Here is a 22,076-nt window from a genome sequence, read left to right on the forward strand (position 1 = left end):
GCAAAGCATCTCCCAGCAGGACGTTTTTTCTTAATCACTTAGGTAGCTGTATGCTAGTTCAGCAGCAATACCCGCCATGCCTCCGCCACGCGGTCTTCTTCGAGCCATTGGCGGGCCAGCAGCGTGAGTTGGTACTGGGCTTCGGCGGGGTCGTGGCGGTGCTTGTTCAGTAGGTAAGCCACCATCGGCTCCATCTTCACCTCCTCAATTTGGGCGGGGGTAGGGAGAGCTTCGCGCTCGGTATTGGCCAGGCGGGCCAAGTGGTTGCCGGTAAGCAAAGTACTGTGGCGCAGGTGCTCGGGCAGCTCGTCAAAGCCAATGCCCAGGCGCCGATTGGGGCGCGTCACCGTAAACAGGTTTTCGGGCCGCAGGCGGCTATACCAGTCGCCGCCCAGGCGCGACACGGCCTCGAACTTGTGCGGGTCAATCCCGGGCTTGTCGGCCAGTAAAATATCCTCCCGGAAGTGCGCCTGCACCACGCGGCACACCACCAAGTTGCCGTGGCCGGGCGCGTCGCTCAGGGCAATTATTTGCTCGACCACGCACTCAAAAGCTGCCGGGCATTCGGCCACGCGCGGCGGCCGCACCTTCGTGGACTGCGCTTCGGTGAGGCCAGCTTTCGCAAACTCATTCGTGCCCTTGGAGTACTCGGCGCTGGCCAGTGAAAGCTGCTCTACCAGCGCGTAGTCGGCGATATTGATGACCACCTCGGGCACCTCGCGCACGTTCAATAGCGTGTCTTTTTCCGAGTTATCGCGGGCCCGGTTGGCGGGCGAAAAAATGAGAATGGGCGGGTTGGCGCTGAACACGTTGAAGAAGCTGAACGGACTCAGATTCACCTCGCCGGCCGCCGACACAGTGCTGGCAAATGCAATAGGCCGTGGCGCAATAGCTCCGATAAGAAATTGGTAGAACTCCTGCGTCGGCAGGTCGGTGGGGGCAATGGGGCGGAAGGTGGGCGCGGGCATAAACAAGGCAAGTCTTGAAGAACCAAAGCTACTGCTGCTTAGTCGGCCGCCTCGCCTACCCACACTATACCTATTTGCACGACAAAAAAGGGCTTGCCATCGGCCGTTTCAGTTTTCCAATGTGGTTTGTTGGCCACCCAGGCGCCCAGTTCCGCAAACTCGTCAAGCCAGTAGGTAACAATTTCGGGACAAGCAGTCCATTTTAACGCTGTTACTCCTGGCGTCGATTGGTATTCAGTTGGCAGTGGTTTCTTTAAATCGTAGTTGAAAAGGCCTTCGTACCAAGCTTGACGCTCTTCAATGCCGGCTACCAGCTGCGAGCGACCAAACTCGGGCTCGCACAGCCACACGGCTAGGTAGAAATCGGAATAACGGGTCGCCAATTCCTGATGCCAGCGGTGAAAATCGGCCACGAGCCGGCTAACCCATAGCATCCGAATACTGCGTGGCGGCTTGGTATTTACCGCCCAAGGAGCCAGCCCAAGCTTGATATAATCGCGGTATTCCTGGCTAAAATATGCCAGGTCAATAGCATATGGAATGGCTGCTCGCCGCTGATGGTCGCGCAGGAAGCGCGTGAAACCACGCATGCGCTTTCTTCTTCTTTTGCGAGGAAATAGTCGCTTGGGTATGCCGGCCAGGTCCGAAAGTAAGTAAAAGCATACGAAAGGCCGTTTTCTTGCTAAACCGCTATACATTTGCTGAACACCTATAGCTGTAGGGGACATTGACTTTTTTTTCTCACCCATGCCCACCCCCGCCTGCCCCAAATGCGATTCTAAAGAAGCTACCAAAAGCGGCGTAGTGAATGAGCGTCAGCGGTTTCGCTGCAAAAACTGCGGTTATCACTACACCGTGGCCAAGGTGGGCCGCGAGGTAAACCCCTACTACGTGGTGAAGGCTTTGCAGCTTTACATCGAAGGCGTGAGCTACCGCGAGATTGAGCGCTTGCTCGGCGTGAGCCACGTAAGCGTAATGAACTGGGTAAAGAAGTACGGCGTGAAGGCCCCACGCCAGACCGACTACCACCCCACCTACAAAATACTCAATCAAAAGGAGTTGGCTGATTTTTTTCAGAAACCCGAAAACCTTAAAAGCGCCGGTTTGGTCGTGACCGAGCTTGGTGACAAGTACATGATGATACGCTGGGAGCGCTTCCGGGCCGAATAGGCGCAGCAGCTATACCAGCTTTAGCAAAACGATAGCAAGCGCGCACCAGCCGCTAGCTTTAGCCTGCTACTTGCTCTATCAAAGCCGTGGCTTTGCCAACCGGGGCCAAACCCACGATTTTTTGGTCCCAAGCGTACCCTCAATTCCACTATCATGCGCCAACCTGCACCTCTCCTAGACCCCACCGCCAAACGCCCTGAAGTAGGCCTGTTCAGCGCGATTGTTATCGTAGCTTCGCTAGGCTACTTCGTTGATATTTACGACCTGGTGCTGTTTAGCATCATTCGGGTTGATAGCCTGAAAGGAATCGGGGTGCCCGATGCGCAGATTACCGACCAAGGCTTACACTTGCTAAGTATGCAAATGTGGGGCATGCTGCTGGGCGGGGTGCTGTGGGGCGTACTGGGCGACAAGCGCGGCCGCCTTTCGGTTCTATTTGGCTCTATTCTGCTGTATTCGCTGGCCAATATTGCCAACGGCTTTGTGCAGACTGTGGAGCAATACGCTTGGTTGCGCCTGATAGCGGGGGTAGGCCTGGCCGGCGAACTGGGCGCGGGCATTACACTGGTGGCCGAAACGCTGCCCAAAGAAAAGCGCGGCTACGGCACCATGATTGTAGCGTCGGTGGGGGTGTCGGGCGCGATGGTAGCCTACTTAGTGGGCAAGGAGTTCGGCTGGCGCAATGCTTACTTTATCGGGGGGGCGCTGGGCCTAGGGCTGTTGGCGCTGCGGGCCGGCGTGTTCGAGTCGGGCATGTTTGAGCAAACCAAAGAAACGGACGTGGCCCGTGGCAACTTCCTCAGCCTCTTCACCAATGGCCCCCGCTTTTACCGGTACTTACGTTGCTTGCTGATTGGCACGCCCTTCTGGTTTTTGGTGGGCATTCTCATTACGCTAGCCCCCGAATTTGGCAAGCACTTTGGCTTGCAAGGGCCGGTCACGGGTGGGTTAAGCATCTTCTGGTGCTACTTCGGCCTCACGCTGGGCGACTTCACGAGCGGCGGCCTAAGCCAGCTGCTGCGCAGCCGGAATCGCACGCTGCAGCTCTTCATCGCGGCCACTATGTTGATGGTGGGCATCTACTTATTTGGCCTGCATGGGGCTAGCACCACGGCGTTTTATGCGGTGTGCTTCTTTATTGGCTACGCGGGCGGCTTCTGGGCCTTGTTCGTGACGGTATCGGCCGAGCAGTTTGGTACCAATATTCGCTCGACGGTGGCCACCACGGCCCCCAACTTTGCCCGGGGCGCTACGGTACTCATCGTGCCTATTTTCCAGAGCCTTAAGGCTAACCCTTCGCTGGGTATGGTCGGGGCGGCCGGCATTATTGGGGCGGTGCTGCTGGTGCTGGCCTTCTTCAGCGCCAGCACCCTACCCGAGACTTACGCCAAAGACCTCAACTACGTGGAGTAGGCTTCAGCATCAAGTAGTTGTAAAACGGCAGCTCCTGCGAAGGGGCTGCCGTTTGGCGTTTTTAGGAGAATGGGAAGGAACGATAGGTAGTTTAGGCGATTAATCGCTAAACTATTATAGGTTTGCTTAGTAGCTATCGTTTTTTAAGCCAGTGATTAGAAATAACATAAGGTACTGTGAAATATGGGTCTTATCATTACTTGACATTATACAATTACCCGATAATGGAATTGAGTAACGCTGAATATGAGGAATAAACTACGTTGCATAGAGGTAAAATATACGCTCCGAGACAGATAAGAGATATAAAATCTATAGTGCTTACCAAAACTACTGCACAGAAGTAGTTGTCGGGCTGGAACGGGTGCTACTTGGCTTGGCCAATCGGGCTGGTGAGGTTCAGGCCGAGGCAGCTTGCTTGGTTTAGCTGGGCAATTCTGGCGACTTAGTAGGCCTACTTCTCTTCTTTTCATTCCCACACACCATGCGAAATACTCGCTACGCCCTAGCTCTAGGGAGCATGTTATTGGCCAGCACGGCTTTCGGCCAGGTTACGCCACCCGCACCGGGTACGCCGCCCCCCCCAGCTACACCGGCCGCTCCGCCCGCCACCCCTGCGCCTGCCAAGCCGGTGCCCTACGGTGCGGGAATGAAGGTTAACCTCTCACCCGATGGTTCGAAATACCTGCGCTTCATCGGCTGGGCGCAGTTTTGGGCGCAGTACAACGAAAACAACAGCAACACCCTGCGCAACGGCGTAGCCAAGAGCGACCAACTAGCCTTTAGTATTCGCCGGGCTCGCCTCATCACGCTGGCGCAACTCAATCCCCGGTTCCTGATGATTCTGGATTTGGGCATTGAGAACCAAGCTTCCATAAGCGGTGGCCTGCCCAACGACCCCAACGGCCCCGGCAAGCGTGCGCCGCTTTACATGCACGAGGCGGTAGGCGAATACCGCATCAATAAGTACCTCAACATCGGGGCGGGCCTCAACTATCAGACTGGCATCTCGCGCATGACGGCTGCCAGTACAGCCAATATGCTGGCTTACGATATTCCGGTGGTGAACTTCCCTACCCTAGACCAAACCGACCAGTTTGGCTTTTTTCTGGGGGCCTATGCCAAGGGCCGCATCGGCAACTTTGATTACCGCGTGGCCATCGACGATGCCTTGGCCCCCAGCGCGGCCAATACGCCGGCTACTGTGCGCACCAACGTAGCCGCCTTCTATGCCCGCAATTCCAACAAAATTTACCAGGGCTATTTCAGCTACGAGTTTATGGATAAGGAAGCTAATTTGCTGCCCTTTACCACTGGTACATATCTGGGTACTAAGAAGGTGTTCAACATCGGGGCGGGCTTCCACTACAACGCCGATGGCATGTTTTCGCGGCCTTCGGCCCTGCCCACTACGCTGCCCACCGACCCCTACGCGCTTTCCTTTCGCACGCACGACATCAAGCTGTTCGGGGCCGATGTATTCTACGATGCGCCGATTGATACGGCCTCTAACACGGCCGTTACCTTCTACGGGGTGTACTACAACTACAGCATGGGCCCCAACTACGTGCGCAACGCCGGCGTCATAAACCCCGGCACGAGCATCGCGGCCCCAACCGGCTTTACAGGCGCTACCAACCTCTACGGCAACGCCCTACCCCTCATCGGCACGGGCCAGAGCATTTATGCGCAGTTGGGCTTGCTGCTGCCCAAAAATCTGCTGGGTCCCAAAGCCAAGCTCCAGCCCTACGTGGCGTACCTGCACAACAACTTGGAGGGATTGCGCAATGCGGACGGGACCATTAAGGGCGTGAACGTGTATGATGCGGGCCTCAACTTGTATCTCGACGGCCACAACGCAAAATTTACCCTCAACTACCGCGCCCGCCCCGATTTCAGCGACCAGTCTTTCCTACCCGCCAACAACGGCCAGGCCACGGTCAATAGCGTGAATTACCGGCCCGAAGTCACCCTGCAAGCGCAGGTGTATCTGTAGGCAATTAGTGCCCGGTGCTTGGGTTATTTAAATAACCCGGCAGCCGAGCACTAAGGGCTGAAAAACAATAAGTAAGCATCAACTTTCCCCACCCTACATCTTATGGAACAAAGCCTGAATCCCAACGCCTATAATGCGGCGCTGGACGCGCCGGCGGCGCACGACAACAACCAAGTTGATTCGAAAACCATCTGGCAGGTCATCACGGCCTCGTCGGTGGGCACGGTCATCGAGTGGTACGACTTCTACATCTTTGGCTCGCTGGCGGCCATTATTGGGCCAGTGCTGTTTGGCTCGAAGGGCAAGATTGAGGACACGCTGCTGGGCGCGCTGGCCGTGTTCGGGGCGGGTTTCGTAGTACGGCCATTCGGGGCCATGTTCTTCGGCCGCATCGGCGACATGATTGGGCGCAAATACACCTTCCTGGTGACGCTGCTCATCATGGGCGGGGCCACGTTCATCACGGGTCTCATCCCTAGCTACGACAAAATAGGGCTGGCGGCGCCGGCTATTGTGGTGGTGCTGCGCCTGTTGCAGGGCCTGGCACTAGGCGGCGAGTACGGCGGCGCAGCCACCTACGTGGCCGAGTACGCCCCCGATGCCAAGCGCGGCTACTACACCAGCTTCATCCAGATTACGGCCACCGGCGGCCTTATTCTCAGCATTTCGGTTATCCTCATCACGCGCAAAGCGTTGGGCGAAGAGGCCTTTAAAGAGTGGGGCTGGCGCATTCCATTCCTGCTGTCGGGCTTCTTGGTTATTGCCTCGTATTATATCCGCCGCCGGCTGCACGAGTCGCCGCTGTTTGCTAAAGCCAAAGCTACCGGCACCACCAGCAAGAGCCCGCTGCGCGATTCGTTCGTGAATCCTATTAACCGCCGCCTGGTACTCATCGCGCTGTTTGGCGTCACCATGGGCCAAGGCGTAATTTTCTATACCAGTCAGTTTCAGGCCTTCACCTTCATGAACGCCACCCTCAAACTCGACATCGTGCATTCGAGCATCATCATGGTGGTCTCGATGCTGCTCGCCACGCCGTTGTTTGTGTACTTCGGCTCGCTCTCTGACCGCATTGGCCGCAAGCGCATCATCATGACGGGCATGATTTGCGGGGCGCTGTTCACCATCCCGCTCTTCTACGGCATCAAGGCGTTTGCCGGGCCGCTCACCGAAATCACGCCCGCCACGGTGGATGCCGCTGGCAAGGCCGTGCCCGCCGTCATGAAGGCGCTCACGCCCAATATTCCGGCCATGATTGCGCTCGTGTTCTGCCTCGTGGTATTCGTTACGATGGTGTATGGCCCCATCGCCGCCTACCTCGTTGAGTTGTTCCCAACCAGCGTGCGCTACACGTCGCTGTCGGTGCCCTATCACATTGGCAATGGCGTATTTGGGGGCTTCGTGCCGCTTATTGCTACCTCCATTGGGGTGTGGGCTGCCGCGCAGCCGGCCGGTACGTTTGCCAAAGAGCACAGCAGCCTGTTGGGCTTGGCTTACCCCGTCATTATCGCGCTCATTTGCTTTTTTGTGGGCTCAGCTTTGATGAAAGACACCCGCAACGTCAAGCTCATGGACAGCTAAGGCGGCCGCTGCCTGCTAGCTACAAAACCCGCCGGGCGCGCTGCCCGGCGGGTTTTTTGCTTAAAGTGAGGGGGTAGTAGTTTTGAAAAATGAAGCAGGAAATGAATCCGGAGGGAAACGCGCTGCGGCAGGGCCAGCGCCTGCTGTTTGTGGCAGTGTTGTTTGCGGTGCTGCTCAATTACCCTTTGCTGGCAGCAGTAGACCGGCCAACGCGCGTGGCGGGTGTGCCGGTGCTTTATCTCTACCTGCTGCTGCTGTGGCTGGCCCTGATACTACTCACCGCCTGGCTCGTGCGCAAGGCCACTTAGCCCACGGCCGGCTTCATGCAAACCTCCGGGCGCCGCAGCGAGCTTGCGCACTACCGGGCCTACCCCCTCGTGTTGCTATTACCCTTGTATTTAACCCACCCTTTTCTTCGCGAAACCTCGCGCCGGCCGTACGGTGAATAAGCTGCTTGTTATAGCATTTTCCTTTGGCTACCTGGCCCTGCTTTTTGGCGTGGCCTACGCCGCCGAGCGCCGGTCGGCGGCCCGCAAAAGCTTAGTAGCCAACCCGTACGTGTACGCCCTAAGCATGGCCGTGTACTGCACCGCCTGGGCCTACTACGGCTCGGTGGGGCGGGCGGCGCACCAAGGCCTCAGCTTTGTGGGTATTTACCTGGGGCCGGGGCTGCTGGCGCCGGCGTGGTGGCTGGTGCTGCGCAAAATAATTCGGGTGTGCCGGCAGCAGCGCCTCACTTCCATTGCCGACTTCATTTCGGCCCGCTACGGCAAAAGCGCCTCGCTCGGCGCCCTCGTCACGGGGGTGTGCGTGCTGGGCGTGGTGCCGTACATCGCCTTGCAGGTCAAGGCCATTGCCACGTCCTTCGTGATTCTGACGGGGGGTAGCCCCGGCGGGGGCACCAGCGGCCCGGCCCTATTTACGGCGGTGGCGCTGGCGGCCTTCACCATGCTATTTGGGGTGCGCTCGGTAGAGGCTACCGAGCGCCACGAAGGGGTAGTGCTGGCCGTGGCTCTCGAAAGCCTGGTGAAGCTGCTGGCCTTTCTAGTGCTGGGTGGCTTCGTTACGTTTGGGCTGTTTGGCGGCTTCACCGACTTGTTCGACCAAGCGGCGGCCGAGCCGGCACTGCGGCAGCTCTTTACCTTCAAAAGCACCGGTACCAGCGGCGCCGAGTGGTTTACGCTGCTCGTGCTCAGCATGTCGGCCATTTTGCTGTTGCCGCGCCAGTTTCAGGTGGCGGTGGTCGAAAACGTGGACGAGAACCACTTGCGCAAAGCCATGTGGTTGTTTCCGCTGTACTTGCTCATCATCAACGTGTTTGTGCTGCCTATCGCCTTTGGCGGTATGCTGAAGCTGGGTGGGCGTGGCTTCGATGCCGACACCTACGTGCTGGCGCTGCCGCTGGCCACGGGCCACTCGTGGCTGGCGCTCATCACCTACATCGGCGGCTTGTCGGCGGCCAGCAGCATGATTATCGTCGAAACCATTGCCCTGAGCGTGATGATGAGCAACCACCTGCTGATGCCGCTGCTGGTGCGCCTGCCCGCCGGCCGGCCCGAGCGCCAGCGCCGCTGGTTTGCCTACCTTAGCCGGGTGGCGCTGGCCAGCCGGCGCCTGGCGGTGGTGCTGGTGCTGGCCCTGGCCTACGGCTACTACGCCGAGGTAGGGCGGCAGCTGCCGCTCGTAAATACCGGCCTCGTGTCGTTTGCGGCGGTGGCGCAGTTCTTGCCCGCCCTGCTGGGCGGCTTGTACTGGAAGGGCGGCACCCGGCGCGGTGCCACGCTGGGCATTTTGGGGGGCTTTGCCATCTGGTTTTTTACCTTGGTGCTGCCCACGTTGGTGGGGCCGGGCCGGCTGCCGGCCTCGGTGCTCAGCGACGGGGTAGGGGGGGTGGCTTGGCTGCGCCCAGGGGCGCTGCTGGGGCTCGATGGCCTCGATTACCTCTCGCACGGGTTGTTTTGGAGTTGGTTTCTGAATATTGGGCTCTACGTGGGCGCTTCGCTGGCCACGCCACCCACGGCCCTGGAGCTGCGCCAGGCCGACGTGTTCGTGGATGTGTTTCGGCGCCGCAGCTTGGCCGAGGAGGTGGCTGGCTGGCAGGGCCGCACCCCGCTGCCCGATGTGCGTGCCCTGCTGCTGGGCTTCTTGGGTAAAAAGCGCACCAACCAGGCGCTGCGCGCCTTCGCCGAACGCTTTCCCGATGCTTTGCCCACGGCCGACGGTACCGGCGCGCCTACCCCCGCCTCAGCCAATCACCCCTTGCCGGCCGCCGACCCGCGCCTGCTTACTTACGCCGAAAAGCTACTGGCCGGTAGCCTCGGGCCTGCTTCGGCCCGGCTGCTGCTGGCGGGCGTGGCGGGCGCCGAGCAAGTGAGCTACGACAATGTGGTGGGCATTCTCAAGGAAAGCCAGCTGCTGCTGGAAGCCAACCGCCAGCTCCAAAAGCAGAGCCGCCAGCTCCAGCGCCTCACCGACGAGCTGCGCCAGGCTTACCAGCAATTGCAGGCCCTGGACCAGCAGAAGGACGAGTTCCTCTACACCGTCACGCACGAGCTGCGCACGCCGCTCACCAGCATTCGGGCGCTGGCCGAAATCTTGGCCGACAACCCCGAGCTGGAAGTGGAGGAGCGCGAGCGCTTTCAGCACACCATCGGCCGCGAAGCCGAACGCCTGACCCGTCTTATTTCCTTGGTGCTTGACCTGGAGAAGTTTGAGAGCGGCCAGGCTAGCCTCGAGCGCCAGCCCCTGCGCCTGGCCGACGTGGTGCACGAAGCTGCCGAGGCCGTGGCCCAACTGGCCCGCGAGGCCGGCGCCGAACTGCGCGTGGACGTGCCCGCCGCCCTACCCCCCCTGCCCGCCGACCACGACCGCCTGATGCAGGTGCTCATCAACCTGCTCTCCAACGCCATAAAGGCCACGGCGCCGAGCCGGCCGGGCCGCATTGCGGTGCTGGCCTGGCCCGCCGCCGACGCCCTACTGCTGTGCGTGGAAGACAACGGCAAGGGCATTGCGCTGGCTGAGCAGCACCAGATTTTTGACAAATTCTTCCAGGCCCGCCACCAGAATATGCGCAAGCCCGAGGGCTCGGGCCTGGGCCTGGCCATCACCAAAAAAATAGTGGAGTTGCACCAGGGGCGCATCTGGGTAGAGAGCGCCCCCGACCAGGGCGCCCGCTTTTTTATTGAGTTGCCCTTGGTGCTGCCCGCGCGGGCAGCGGCGCCGTTTTCGCCTACCCCTTCCTTTTCGCTATAAGCTATGCCGTATATCCTATTAGTTGATGATGAGCCCAATATCGTCATGTCCTTAGAGTTTTTGATGCGCAAGAATGGCTACCAGGTTGGCATCGCCCGCAACGGCACCGAGGCCTTGGCCGCCATCAACCAAACGCCCTACGACCTGGTGCTGCTCGATGTGATGATGCCCGATGTGGACGGCTACCAGGTGTGCCGCCAGCTGCGCCAGCGCCCCGACCGCGCCGCCACCAAAGTCATTTTCCTGTCGGCCAAAAGCCAGCCCACCGACGTACAGAAGGGCTACGAAGCCGGCGCCGACCTCTACATCCCCAAGCCTTTCAGCACCCGCCAACTTATGCAAAAAGTGCGCGAGCTACTGGGGGCTTAGTCCATAGCTGCTATGCCCCCGCCTATTGCCAGCGCGCCTGCGAAGCAAGCGCACCCGCACGATACGCGCGCCAATAGTTTATGCAGCGTTCCGGGGTGCTTGCTTCGCAGGCGCGCACTGATAAGTAAAAACAGTTCTTCCTACTTCATTCTCAATTCCCAACTCCCCCTAAATCATGTCTGCCATTCGCACGCGCACGCTCGAAGAATACCACGCCGACTATAAACAATCCATCGACGACCCCGACGCCTTTTGGGCCGCCGCGGCCGAGCCCTTTACGTGGCGCCGCAAGTGGGACACGGTGCGCGGCGGCGAGTTTTCGCCGGCCGGCACTAGCACTTGGTACGCGGGGGCCACACTCAACCTGACCGAAAATTGCCTCGACCGCCACCTCGAGCAGCGCGCCAATAAGCTAGCCGTCATCTTCGAGCCCAACGACCCCAAAACCCGGCACGTGCGCCTCACCTACCGCGAGCTGTACGAGCAGGTGTGCCAGTTTGCCAACGTGTTGAAGAAGAACGGTGTGCAAAAAGGCGACCGCGTGGTGCTCTACCTGCCCATGATACCGCAGCTGGCCGTGGCCACGCTGGCCTGCGCCCGCGTGGGGGCGGTGCACTCGGTGGTGTTTGCGGGCTTTTCGGCCGCCGCCATTGCCGACCGCATCAACGATGCGGGCGCTACCTGCGTGCTCACGGCCGACGGCCTGAACCGCGGCGCCAAGCAAATACCTGTGAAGAGCGTGGTGGACGAGGCCCTGCAAAACTGCCCCACCGTGCAGCGCGTGATTGTGGTGGAGCACACCGGCTGGCCCGTGCAGTTGCAGGGGGGTAGGGATATATGGTACCACAACGAAGTGCAGGATGTCGAAAAAGAATGCCCCGCCGAGGAAATGGCCGCCGAAGACCCGCTCTTCATCCTCTACACCAGCGGCAGCACCGGCAAGCCCAAGGGCGTGGTGCACACCCAGGCTGGCTACATGGTGTGGGCCGACTACACGTTCCGCAACGTATTCCAAATCGAGGAAAACGACGTATTCTGGTGCACCGCCGACATCGGCTGGGTAACGGGCCACTCGTATTCCTTATACGGCCCCCTGCTGGCTGGCTGCACCACGCTCTTGTTTGAGGGCGTGCCCACGTTTCCATCGCCGGGTCGGTTCTGGGAAGTGATTGACAAGCACCACGTTACGGCGTTCTATACCGCGCCTACGGCCATTCGCTCGCTCATGGCGCACTCCGTCGACCACGTACTGGCCTACTCGCTCAGCAGCCTGCGCGTGCTGGGTTCGGTGGGCGAGCCCATTAATGAAGAAGCCTGGCATTGGTATGACCAGCACGTGGGCAAGGGCCGCTGCCCCATCGTAGACACCTGGTGGCAAACCGAAACCGGTGGCATCATGATTTCGGCTTTGGCCGGTATTACGCCCAGCGTGCCCGCCCGCGCTGGCCTCCCCCTGCCCGGTGTGCAGCCCGTGCTGCTCAACCAAGACGGCACCGAGATTGAAGGCAACGACCAGGAGGGCTACCTGGCCATTAAAGCCAGCTGGCCGGGCGTCATTCGCACCACCTGGGGCGACCACGAGCGCGCCCGCCAAACGTACTTTCAGCCCTACCCCGGTTACTACTTCACGGGCGATGGCGCCCGCCGCGACGAGAACGGCCTCTACCGCATCATTGGCCGCGTCGACGACGTGATAAACGTGAGCGGCCACCGCTTCGGCACTGCCGAAATCGAGAATGCCATCAACCAGAGCGAGTACGTGGTGGAAAGCGCCGTGGTCGGCTACCCCCACGACGTGAAGGGCCAGGGTATTTATGCCTACGTCATTTGCCAAAACGGCGTGCCTACCACCGACCTCGACCACCAGCGCACCGAAGCCAGCATTGTGGAAGCCGTAGTGGCCCAGATTGGCCGCATCGCCAAGCCCGATAAAATTCAAATTGTGTCGGGCCTGCCCAAAACCCGCTCGGGCAAAATTATGCGCCGCATTCTGCGCAAAGTGGCCGAGGGCGAAACCGCTAACCTGGGTGATACTACCACCCTGCTCGACCCACTGGTGGTCGAAGAGATTGTGGCGGGCCGCAAATAGCCGCCTGCCCCTAGCTGCCTCCAAAAAGCGGGCTGGTTTCTGCGCAAGCAGGGGCCAGCCCGCTTTTTTTGAGCTAACATAGCGGGTGCTAAAACCACGCCCTACCCCTTGCTGGCCAGCCAAGCAGTACGCTACAGGAGAGCTTCGCGCCACGGCCCACACTAGCTTTAGGCGTCGCTGAACAAGCTGCCGCTACCCGCTTACCTCTTCCCACCCCTCCCTTATGCAGCACTACAACGCCTGGCTACGCAGCTCACACCTGGTTTCTTTATTATCCTTATTTGGTAGAAAATCAGGGATTTGCCTAGGTATTACGCAAGTGATGCTGCAAGTAGCTGTTGCGCAGCCAGGAGTGGTAGCAGTGCCCGTTATCCCCATCGACCGCCAGGCGCTGGTCGAGCGCCACAAGGTGCGCGTCACCACTACCGATTCGCTTTCCTCGCTTACCGTGGGCAACGGCCGCTTTGCCTTCACCACCGACTTTACGGGGCTGCAAACCTTCCCGGCGCACTACGAAAAAGGTATTCCGCTGGGCACCGAATCGGAGTGGGGCTGGCACCGCTTCCCCAACAAAGCGGGTTACCAATTCACGCAAAGCCTGCGCGAGTACACCTTCAACGGCCGCCAAGTGCCGTATTCGGTGCAGGTAAAAACGCCTGGCAACAAAGACGCCGTTGACTTTCTGCGCGCCAATCCGCACCGCTTACAGCTGGGCAATCTAGGCTTTATCATCCTGAAAAAGGACAAGCAGCCAGCTAGCCTGCGCGACATCCACAACATCCGGCAGGAGCTGAATCCGTGGACCGGCGAAATTCGCAGCTCCTTTACCGTAGAGGGGGTAGGGGTGGCGGTGGTCACGGCCGGGCACCAGCAGCAAGACGCCGTGGCCGTGCGCATAGAATCGGATTTGCTGAAGACTGGCCGCCTAAGAGTGGCCCTGCGCTTTCCGTTTCCAACGGCGGGCTGGGCCGATATGGGCACGAATTACGCGCACGCCGACCAGCATCGCTCGGCCATTGCTGCGCAGCAGCCGGGCCATGCGCTGCTGGCGCATCAGCTCGACACCACCAAGTATTTTGTGGCCCTGGCCTGGAGCGGACCGGCCAAGCTGGCCGCTGGCCTACCCCACCAATATGTGCTCATGCCCGGCCGCCAAAGTCGGGTATGGGAAGTAAGCTGCCAGTTTGCGCCGCGCAAGGTGGCGGCCGCGCCCACCTTCGCCGCTACCCAGGCCAGCAGCCGGCAGCAGTGGCAAGCCTTTTGGCGCAGCGGTGGGGCGGTGGATTTTAGCGGCAGCCTCGACCCGCGCGCTGCCGAGCTCGAGCGCCGCGTGGTGCTCTCGCAGTACCTCACCAAAATCCACAACACTGGCTCGCAGCCGCCCCAAGAGACTGGCCTGCTGTTTAATAGCTGGTACGGCCGCCCGCACCTCGAAATGCATTGGTGGCACGCCGCGCACTTTGCGCTGTGGGGCCGCGCCGCGCTACTCGAAAAAAGTCTCACCTGGTATGCCCGCCCCGACGTGCAGGCCGAGGCGCGCGCCATTGCTCAGCGCCAGGGCTACGCCGGCGTGCGCTGGCAAAAAATGACCGACCCCTGGGGCGCCGAAGGGCCGTCGTCGGTGGGCGCGTTCTTGCTATGGCAGCAGCCGCACACCATCTACTTTGCCGAGGAATGCTACCGCGCCCGCCCCACGGCGGCCACGCTGCAACTGTACCAGGCGCGGGTGGCGGCCACGGCCGAATTCATCGCGTCTTACCCCTTCTTTGAGAAGGACAAAGACCGCTACATCCTGGGTAAAGGCGTAATTCCGGCGCAGGAGCGCTTCAAGGCGGAGGATACTTTCAACCCAACCTTCGAGCTAGTGTACTGGCACTGGGCGCTCGACGTAGCCCAAAAATGGCGCGAGCGCCTGGGCCAGCCCCGTAACCCGCAGTGGGACGACGTGCTGCACAAACTCGCGGCCTTGCCGCAGGCCAATGGCGTGTACTTGGCCACCGAAAGTGCGCCCGATTCCTACACCAATCCTGAGTATAAAACCGACCACCCCTCGGTGCTGGCGGCCTTGGGCATGATGCCCGCCACCGGCCAGCAGGACTCGGCCACCATGCGCCGCACCTTCGACCTCGTCTGGAAAGAGTGGAGCTGGGACAAAACCTGGGGCTGGGATTTCCCCATGACGGCGATGACGGCCACCCGCCTTGGCCTGCCCGACAAGGCTGTGGATGCGCTGCTGATGAAGGTGCGAACCAATACCTACCTGCCCAACGGCCACAACTACCAGGAGGGCCGCCTACCCCTGTACCTGCCCGGCAACGGGGGGCTGCTCGCGGCCGTGGCCCTCATGTGCGCCGGCTACGACGGCTGCACTACCCCCAACCCGGGCATTCCCAAAACTGGCTGGGTAGTGCGCTGGGAGGGTTTACAGCGAATGCCTTAGCTGCTTGTATACCAATGAGATATTGCGTTGTTCTTGCGTGTCTTTTTTTAAGCCTGGCCAGCCAGGCCCAGCCAACTGCCCGGCCGCTGTCGCAGCAAATGGCCGATTCGTTTATGCAATGGTATCCCGACTCGCTGGGGCTGCTGCAAAACAAGGCTGCCCGCTGGGGCTACGAGCAGGGCCTCCTGCTGAAGGCCATCGAGCGCGTGTGGCAACGCACGGGCCAGCCTAAATACCTGGCCTATATCGTGCGCACCATCGACTACTCCATTGGGGCCGATGGCAGCATTCAGCGCTATACCTACCAGGATTTTAGCCTCGATAACATCAACACCGGCCGCACGCTACTTACCCTAATGCAGCAGCCTGGCCTACCCCGCCGCGAGCAGTACCGCCAGGCGGCGCGGCAGCTGCATCAGCAGCTAGTGGCGCAGCCCCGCACTCCGGCGGGCGGCTTCTGGCACAAGCAGCGCTACCCCCAGCAAATGTGGCTCGACGGCCTCTACATGGCCGAGCCCTTCGCAGCCGAGTACAGCGTGCTAACCAACGACGCGGCCGGCCTCGACGACGTAGCCAAGCAGTTTGCGCTCGTTGAAAAATACCTGCGCGACCCCAAAACCGGCCTCTACTACCACGGCTACGACGACAGCCGCGCCCAACAATGGGCCGACAAAACCACCGGCCAGTCGCCTAATTTCTGGGGCCGCGGGCTGGGCTGGTACGCCATGGCGCTCGTCGATGTGCTCGACTACCTGCCCAAAAACCACCCCCAGCGCCCAGCGCTGCTCCAGGACCTCCGGCACCTGGCCCCCGCGCTGGTGCGCTACCAGGACGCTGCTACTGGCGGCTGGTACCAGGTGCTCGACCAGGGCCAACGCGCAGGCAATTATATCGAAACCTCTGCCTCTTGCATGTTTGTGTACGCGCTGGCCAAAGGGGCGCGCCTGGGCTACCTCGATAAAAAATTTGGCCAGGTGGCGCGCCGCGGCTACGCCGGCATCGTGCAAAAATTTGTGCAAACCGAGCCCGATGGTACGCTGGCCCTCACCGGTACAGTGGGGGTAGGCGGCCTCGGCGGCACGCCCTACCGCGACGGCTCCTACGCCTATTACCTCAGCGAACCGCTCAAGAAAAACGATTTCAAGGGGGTAGGGTCGTTCATCATGGCCAGCGTGGAGGTCGAGATGCTAGCCAAGCCGTGACTCGCATAGGCCAAGCGGCCACGCTATACGCAGGCTACTCCGCAGCTGGCAGCACCGTGCCGCGTACCTCGCCTAGCCCGATGCGTAGCCCATTTTTCTCGGCGTAGCCGCGCAAAATAACCGTGTCGCCATCGCGCAAGAAGCCCAGCTGCAAGTCGTTGGGTAGCAGCAGGGGCTGGGTGCCGCGCTGCGTTAGCTCCAGCAGTGAGCCGAGCGAGCCGGGGGTAGGGCCGCTGATGGTGCCCGAGGCGTAGAGGTCGCCCGCGTCGAGCGGGCAGCCGTTGCTGGCGTGGTGGGCCAGCTGCTGGGCCATGCTCCAATACAAGTGCTTCGTGCTGGTGTGGCTGATAACTAGCGGCGCTACCGTGGAGCCAGCCGGCTGAATCAGCACCTCAAGCTGAATGTCAAAATGCTGGTCGCTTGCGGTTTGCAAGTAGGGTAGGGGCGGTGGCTCCTGCACTGGGCCGGCTACCCGGAAGGGCTCCAGCGCATCAAGCGTCACGACCCAGGGCGACACGCTGCTGGCGAAGTTTTTCCCCAAAAACGGCCCCAGCGGTTGGTATTCCCAACTCTGAATGTCGCGGGCGCTCCAATCGTTGAACAGCAGCAAGCCAAAAATATGGTCTTCGGCTTGGGCAATGGGCACGGCAGTGCCTTGCGCGGTGCCGCGGCCCACCACAAAGGCCGTTTCCAGCTCAAAGTCAAGCTGCTGGGTAGGGCCAAAAACCGGCGTTTCCTGGCCTGCCGGGCGGTACTGGCCTTGTGGCCGGCGCACGTCGGTGCCACTCACCACGATGGAATTGGCACGGCCGTGGTAGGCGATGGGCAGGTGCCGCCAGTTGGGCAGCAGCGGCTTATCGGGCCGAAACATTGCCCCCACGTTGGTGGCGTGTTCGAGGCTCGAATAGAAATCGACGTAGTTGGTGGGTTTCACTGGGCGCAGCATGGCCACGTCGCGCTGGCGCAGCAGGCAGGTGCGCACGGCCAGTTCGTTGTCGCGCAGGGTCGGGTTGTCGTGGCGCAGCAGCTCGCTCACGCGCTCGCGCACGGCCCGCCACGCCAGCGGCCCTAACCGCAAAAAAGCATTGAGCGAGCGCCGCCGAAACACCTTGGGCAGCGCCGCGCCCAGCGCGGGCACGTCTTCCGCTATGCTATCGAAAAAGCCCAGTTGCGCGCAGGCGTACAAATCCAAGGCGTAGCCGCCGATGGCCACCGCCACGCGCGGGCCCCACTCGGGCGTTTCCATCACCCCAAACGGCAGATTTTGAATCGGAAAATCGTCGGTTGGCCGGATGTCAATCCAGGAACGCAGGGTAGGGTCGTTGGCAGGCGAAGCGGGCATGTATGAAAGTCAGCGCGGGCGTTGGCAGGTAATAAAAAACGTTTGTCATGCTGAGCTTGCTGAAGCAGCGCGCGTCAGCAGGGTTGCTACCCCCCATTGGCGCACGCGAGCTGCTTCGGCAAGCTCAATATGACAAACGATAAAGACGCTTTTTAGGAGCTTAGCGGGCTTCGACGGCCGTGATTTCGGGCACGGCGCGGCGCACCGAGTCCTCGAGGCCGGCGCGGGTCATGGGCGACATGGGGCAGGCCCCGCAGGCGCCTTCCCACTCTAGCTTTAGCACGCCGGCGTCCGTGATTTCGGCCACGCGCACGTTGCCGCCATCAGTGGCCAGGTACGGCCGCAGCGAATCAAGGGCTTGCTCAACACGGGACAAAACAGAATCCATCTTCAATCAATTAACAATGAATAGTGGGCAATGAACAGTTTGGGGCAACGAATGCGCGGCGAGTGGCAAGCAAGTTAGCAGCTACCGGTTTGCCGCGCCTACTTAACTATTCATGGTAACAATAGTGGTTTTGGGTGCCACATTATTACGGATACTTACCTGGCGAGCCAGGCTTTCGGCCAAATCACGAAACGTACCCGCGGCAGCCGAAGTTGCATCGGCCAGCACGGCGGGGCGGCCGTCGTCGCCGGCTTCGCGCACCGCCTGGATGAGCGGCAACTGGCCCAACAGCGGCACCTCGTGCTTGTCGGCCAGGCGCTGCCCGCCACCTTCACCAAAGATAAAGTATTTGTTGTCAGGCAGCTCGGCGGGCGTAAACCACGCCATATTTTCGATAATGCCCAGCACCGGCACGTTGATTTGGGGCTGGCGGAACATCTGGAGGCCTTTCTGCGCATCCATCAGCGCCACCGGCTGCGGCGTCGTCACGATGATGGCACCGGTCACGGGCACCGTTTGCACCAAGGTAAGGTGAATGTCGGAGGTGCCGGGCGGCAGGTCGAGCAGCAAGTAGTCAAGCTCGCCCCACTCTACTTCGGTGATGAATTGCTTGAGCGCCGACGAAGCCATCGGCCCGCGCCACACAATGGCGTTCTCACTCGGCGCCAAAAAGCCGATGCTCATCAGCTTCACCCCGTATTTAATGATGGGCTGAATTAAATTCTTGCCATTTGGCCCCTGAAAAACGTGCGGCCGGGCATCCTCCACACCAAACATGGTGGGCATGCTCGGCCCCGAAATATCGGCATCGACCAAGCCCACTTTGGCGCCGGTGGCGGCCAGCGCCACGGCCAGGTTGGCGGCCACGGTGCTTTTGCCTACCCCCCCTTTGCCCGAGGCCACGGCAATAATATTCTTCACGCCGGGCAGGATGGTGTTGTTGTTGCGCATGGTCGTCACGCGCGACGTCATCATGATAACTACCTCAGCGTCTTTATCTACCATCGTGTGCACAGCGCGCTCGCAGGCATCGTGGATGAGCTGCTTGAGCGGGCAGGCGGGGGTAGTGAGCACCACCGTAAACGACACCACGCGGCCTTCGACCTTGATGTCTTCTACCATGTTCAGGGTAATTAAATCCTGGCCCAGGTCGGGCTCTTCCACGAAGCTCAGGGCGTGGCGGACGGCTTCTATCGTTAGTTCAGGCATATGCAAATGCGCCGCTAGGGGCGTAGCTGCAAAGATAACCCGGCGCGGGGGGTAGGGGTTTCACAGCCCGTATAGATACATTGCACACCAAGGAAAGAAACCAAAATATTCACACGCTGACAGGACTCATCGCCACTCATGGATTCTCGAATAAATTCTCAGGTGATAGGTAGTCTTATACAGGATAAGAACTTCTCGAATTGGTGGACGAGTAGTAAATTCCCAATACCATTTTTTGATAATCAGGAATTATCCATAACATTCATAGGCTATGAGCCTGGTGAGGATAAAGAATTTCTTATAGAAGCGGATAAAGCACTAGCCAACTTTCTAGCTCTTGGCAGCACTGATAGAGAAAATATTTCTCATTTAGTTTATAAGAATTGCATGGAATTCTTAAATGCGGTTGATTTCATTGAAGAAGATAAGTCTTTAAGAGATATAGATGACGAAAATGAAATCTGGGGATTCGTTTGGCCAAGTGATATTTATGTATCAAGAAGGCCATATAGAGAGCCAGATATCTACGTTCAAATTGCCTGTGAATGCGATTGGGAGCAGGAGCACGGCCTCCAGCTTATTTTTAGACAAGGCAAAAAGATAACGCGTGTAAGTGAACAGGACGGACATCTAACTGAAGCTGATGCGTATGGTAAAGCAGACGAAGAAGACGAATTATTAGCACAGTTTTGAATGCTATAATATGCAATAATTGCGACTGCCCTATTCCATTAAATAGAAAAGCCATAGCAAATGCTATGGCTTTTCTATTTAATGGAATATCAAGTTGATTTACCCTATCTGCTCAGGCTCCGAGTGTAGCAGGCCTTCGGGCACGTCTAGCTCACCGCTGTGGAAGCCGATGAGGCCGTTGCGTTCGTCCTCAATATTCGTGGCTTGGGTGTACACGTCGCCCGCGATGGGACGCTTGCGCAGCTCCTGCTTGAAGGCCCGGATGCTGTTGGTGCGGGCCTCGGCATCGGCGGGGCCGCCGTAGTCGCTAAAGCCGAAACCGCCCCACTCGCTCACGAGCAGCGGCACCTGGCCGCGGTAGAAAAACGGGTCGCCTACCACCAGCGGGAAGGCGGCCGTGCCCTGCATTTCGCCGCCAATGAGGCGGTCGAGCAGCTCGCGCCAGCGGCCAAGGTCGGGCGTGTAGAGGTGGGCCGTGAGGATGTCTGACTTCAGGCGGCCGTGATACGAGATGTGGTGCCAGCCATCGTTGTCAATCACCAGAAACTGCGGGTGGGCTAGCTGCATAAAGTGGTAAGTATCCACGATATACGCGCGCGTTTCGGGGTTGGTGGCAATGTCTTGGGCGCCCCAGTCCTCGTTATACAAGCTCCAGATAATGATGCTCGGGTGGGTTTCCATCAGCGTGAGCATGCGCAGCAGCTCGGCGTGGTGGTTTTCGCGGCTGCGGGGGGTAGAGCTGTGTGGGCTGGGCACTTCTACCCACAGCAACAGGCCCAGCTCGTCGGCCAGGTTGTAAATACGGGGGTCAATGCCGGCGATGTGCACGCGTACTAGGTTGCAGCCCAGCGCTTTCATGGCGTGCATGTGGCGCTGCATTTCGGCGTAGGTAGCGGTGCCCGGCTGGTAAAGAATGCCGTCGAGGTAAACGGGCTCGTTGTTGAGGTAAATTTTGCGGCCGCGCGCTTCCACCTTACGCAAACCAAAGCGGGCCTCAATTTGGGCCGTGTAGCCGGTCGCGTCGATGAGCTGGGCTACCAGGCGGTAGCGATGGGGGTTTTCGGGGCACCACACTTCGGCGCCGGGCACCTCTACTACCAGGCGCTGCTCATGCTGGCCTTCGGTGAGGTAGAGTGGAAAGTCGGAGCTAGCCAGCGGGACCACACCCGGCTGGGTCACGTCGGCCGGCGAATCTAGCTCAAATACTTGAAGGCGAACCGTATACTGCGCCGGGTCGTGGATGCGCATAGTCAGGTTGAAGCGCACCAAATGGTCTTCAATTACACTCACTACCCCCACCCGCGAGCGTAGGCGGTTGCGCTCCACGGTTTCGAGCCACACCGAGCGCACGGCCCCAGTGTAGGTTTGGTACCAGATGCCGCCGCGCTTGTACACGTGCGATTCCTGCTTGCCGCGGGTCGTTTCGGCGTCCATCGTATCGGCGATGCGCACCGTGAGGCGATTGACGAGGTGCAGGTGCTCTTCGGGTAGCTCGTACGAAAACGAAGTATACTCACCAAAGTGAATTTCTTCGCCCTCAATAGTTTGCAACAAGTGGCCGTTGAGCCACACCCGCGTTTCATAGCCGCAAGCCCCGAAAGTGAGCTGAAACAGCGAACGCGACTGGGCTTCGGCTACTTCGGGCAAGGTGAATTCGCGCTCGTACCAGGCCACAATGCGGTCTTGCCAGGCGGGGCCGACGGCGGTGTGCGCCTGGGCCATGTGCTCCTCAATCGAGCCCGGCCACTGCGCGGTATAGTCGTATTCCTGGCCCAGGGCCCAATCCTGGGCTAGGCCCACGTCGTCGGGGTCGATGGCGAAGCGCCAAGTGCCATCGAGCAGAAAGTGAGCGCCCGGCCGCAGCACGGCGCGGGGCAGCGAGTTGTCAACTTCTTCGGCGGGGTGGGCTTCGGGGGCGGCCGAAAGGCCGTAGTTAGCGTGCGTGAGGTCGTCCATGGGGGTAA

General features: G+C 60.0%; 17 protein-coding genes. 11 read left to right on the plus strand and 6 right to left on the minus strand.

Going from position 1 to position 22,076, the window contains the following annotated elements:
- Positions 1–53: 53 nt before the first annotated feature.
- Together GO988_RS15170 and GO988_RS15175 are read right to left on the minus strand one after the other, a co-directional pair.
- Entirely contained in the window at positions 54–968 is a 915-nt protein-coding gene (locus tag GO988_RS15170; RefSeq protein ID WP_157566912.1) for a flavin reductase family protein, read from the minus strand.
- 38 nt (positions 969–1,006) lie between these two features.
- On the minus strand, positions 1,007–1,558 hold the full coding sequence (locus GO988_RS15175) for a hypothetical protein (RefSeq protein ID WP_157566914.1): 552 nt from the start codon (positions 1,556–1,558) through the stop codon (positions 1,007–1,009).
- A gap of 157 nt (positions 1,559–1,715) precedes the next feature.
- Between GO988_RS15175 and GO988_RS15180 the strand changes: the two genes are divergently transcribed.
- From GO988_RS15180 to GO988_RS15225, 10 genes are all read left to right on the plus strand, one after another.
- A complete protein-coding gene (locus tag GO988_RS15180; RefSeq protein ID WP_157566916.1) occupies positions 1,716–2,138 on the plus strand; it encodes an IS1/IS1595 family N-terminal zinc-binding domain-containing protein in 423 nt (140 codons plus the stop codon).
- A 153-nt stretch (positions 2,139–2,291) separates the two neighbouring features.
- On the plus strand, positions 2,292–3,551 hold the full coding sequence (locus tag GO988_RS15185) for an MFS transporter (protein ID WP_157566919.1): 1,260 nt from the start codon (positions 2,292–2,294) through the stop codon (positions 3,549–3,551).
- A 484-nt stretch (positions 3,552–4,035) separates the two neighbouring features.
- The gene (locus tag GO988_RS15190; protein ID WP_157566921.1) at positions 4,036–5,547 is read left to right on the plus strand and encodes a hypothetical protein; all 1,512 of its coding nucleotides are present in this window, start codon (positions 4,036–4,038) and stop codon (positions 5,545–5,547) included.
- A 102-nt stretch (positions 5,548–5,649) separates the two neighbouring features.
- Entirely contained in the window at positions 5,650–7,128 is a 1,479-nt protein-coding gene (locus GO988_RS15195; protein WP_157566923.1) for an MFS transporter, read from the plus strand.
- Between the two features lie 89 nt (positions 7,129–7,217).
- On the plus strand, positions 7,218–7,436 hold the full coding sequence (locus tag GO988_RS15200) for a hypothetical protein (protein ID WP_232341526.1): 219 nt from the start codon (positions 7,218–7,220) through the stop codon (positions 7,434–7,436).
- A gap of 133 nt (positions 7,437–7,569) precedes the next feature.
- Positions 7,570–10,380, plus strand: a complete 2,811-nt coding sequence (locus GO988_RS15205) for a sensor histidine kinase (RefSeq protein ID WP_317164880.1) — start codon at positions 7,570–7,572, stop codon at positions 10,378–10,380.
- A gap of 3 nt (positions 10,381–10,383) precedes the next feature.
- Positions 10,384–10,749: a response regulator transcription factor gene (locus tag GO988_RS15210; protein WP_157566925.1), complete on the plus strand. Its 366-nt coding sequence runs from the start codon at positions 10,384–10,386 to the stop codon at positions 10,747–10,749.
- A 175-nt stretch (positions 10,750–10,924) separates the two neighbouring features.
- On the plus strand, positions 10,925–12,838 hold the full coding sequence (gene acs / locus GO988_RS15215; RefSeq protein ID WP_157566927.1) for an acetate--CoA ligase: 1,914 nt from the start codon (positions 10,925–10,927) through the stop codon (positions 12,836–12,838).
- A gap of 223 nt (positions 12,839–13,061) precedes the next feature.
- Entirely contained in the window at positions 13,062–15,278 is a 2,217-nt protein-coding gene (locus tag GO988_RS15220) for a hypothetical protein (protein ID WP_198172785.1), read from the plus strand.
- Positions 15,279–15,292: 14 nt separating this feature from the next.
- Positions 15,293–16,480, plus strand: a complete 1,188-nt coding sequence (locus GO988_RS15225; RefSeq protein WP_232341527.1) for a glycoside hydrolase family 88/105 protein — start codon at positions 15,293–15,295, stop codon at positions 16,478–16,480.
- 34 nt (positions 16,481–16,514) lie between these two features.
- Here the strand turns inward: GO988_RS15225 and fahA are convergent, their stop codons facing one another.
- The 3 genes from fahA to GO988_RS15240 all read right to left on the minus strand — a co-directional run bounded on the left by fahA (position 16,515) and on the right by GO988_RS15240 (position 19,419).
- A complete protein-coding gene (gene fahA, locus GO988_RS15230; RefSeq protein WP_157566929.1) occupies positions 16,515–17,822 on the minus strand; it encodes a fumarylacetoacetase in 1,308 nt (435 codons plus the stop codon).
- Positions 17,823–17,982: 160 nt separating this feature from the next.
- The gene (locus GO988_RS15235; RefSeq protein WP_157566932.1) at positions 17,983–18,210 is read right to left on the minus strand and encodes a NifU family protein; all 228 of its coding nucleotides are present in this window, start codon (positions 18,208–18,210) and stop codon (positions 17,983–17,985) included.
- Between the two features lie 102 nt (positions 18,211–18,312).
- On the minus strand, positions 18,313–19,419 hold the full coding sequence (locus tag GO988_RS15240) for an Mrp/NBP35 family ATP-binding protein (RefSeq protein WP_157566934.1): 1,107 nt from the start codon (positions 19,417–19,419) through the stop codon (positions 18,313–18,315).
- A 138-nt stretch (positions 19,420–19,557) separates the two neighbouring features.
- Between GO988_RS15240 and GO988_RS15245 the strand changes: the two genes are divergently transcribed.
- Entirely contained in the window at positions 19,558–20,112 is a 555-nt protein-coding gene (locus tag GO988_RS15245; protein WP_157566936.1) for a DUF6985 domain-containing protein, read from the plus strand.
- Between the two features lie 99 nt (positions 20,113–20,211).
- On the opposite strand, the gene GO988_RS15250 is transcribed toward GO988_RS15245, so the two are convergent.
- On the minus strand, positions 20,212–22,068 hold the full coding sequence (locus GO988_RS15250; protein ID WP_157566938.1) for a glycoside hydrolase family 2 protein: 1,857 nt from the start codon (positions 22,066–22,068) through the stop codon (positions 20,212–20,214).
- Between the last annotated feature and the right edge of the window lie 8 nt (positions 22,069–22,076).

Origin of the sequence: Hymenobacter ginkgonis (assembly GCF_009755225.1) — a bacterium.
Classification (GTDB): Bacteria; Bacteroidota; Bacteroidia; order Cytophagales; family Hymenobacteraceae; genus Hymenobacter; species Hymenobacter ginkgonis.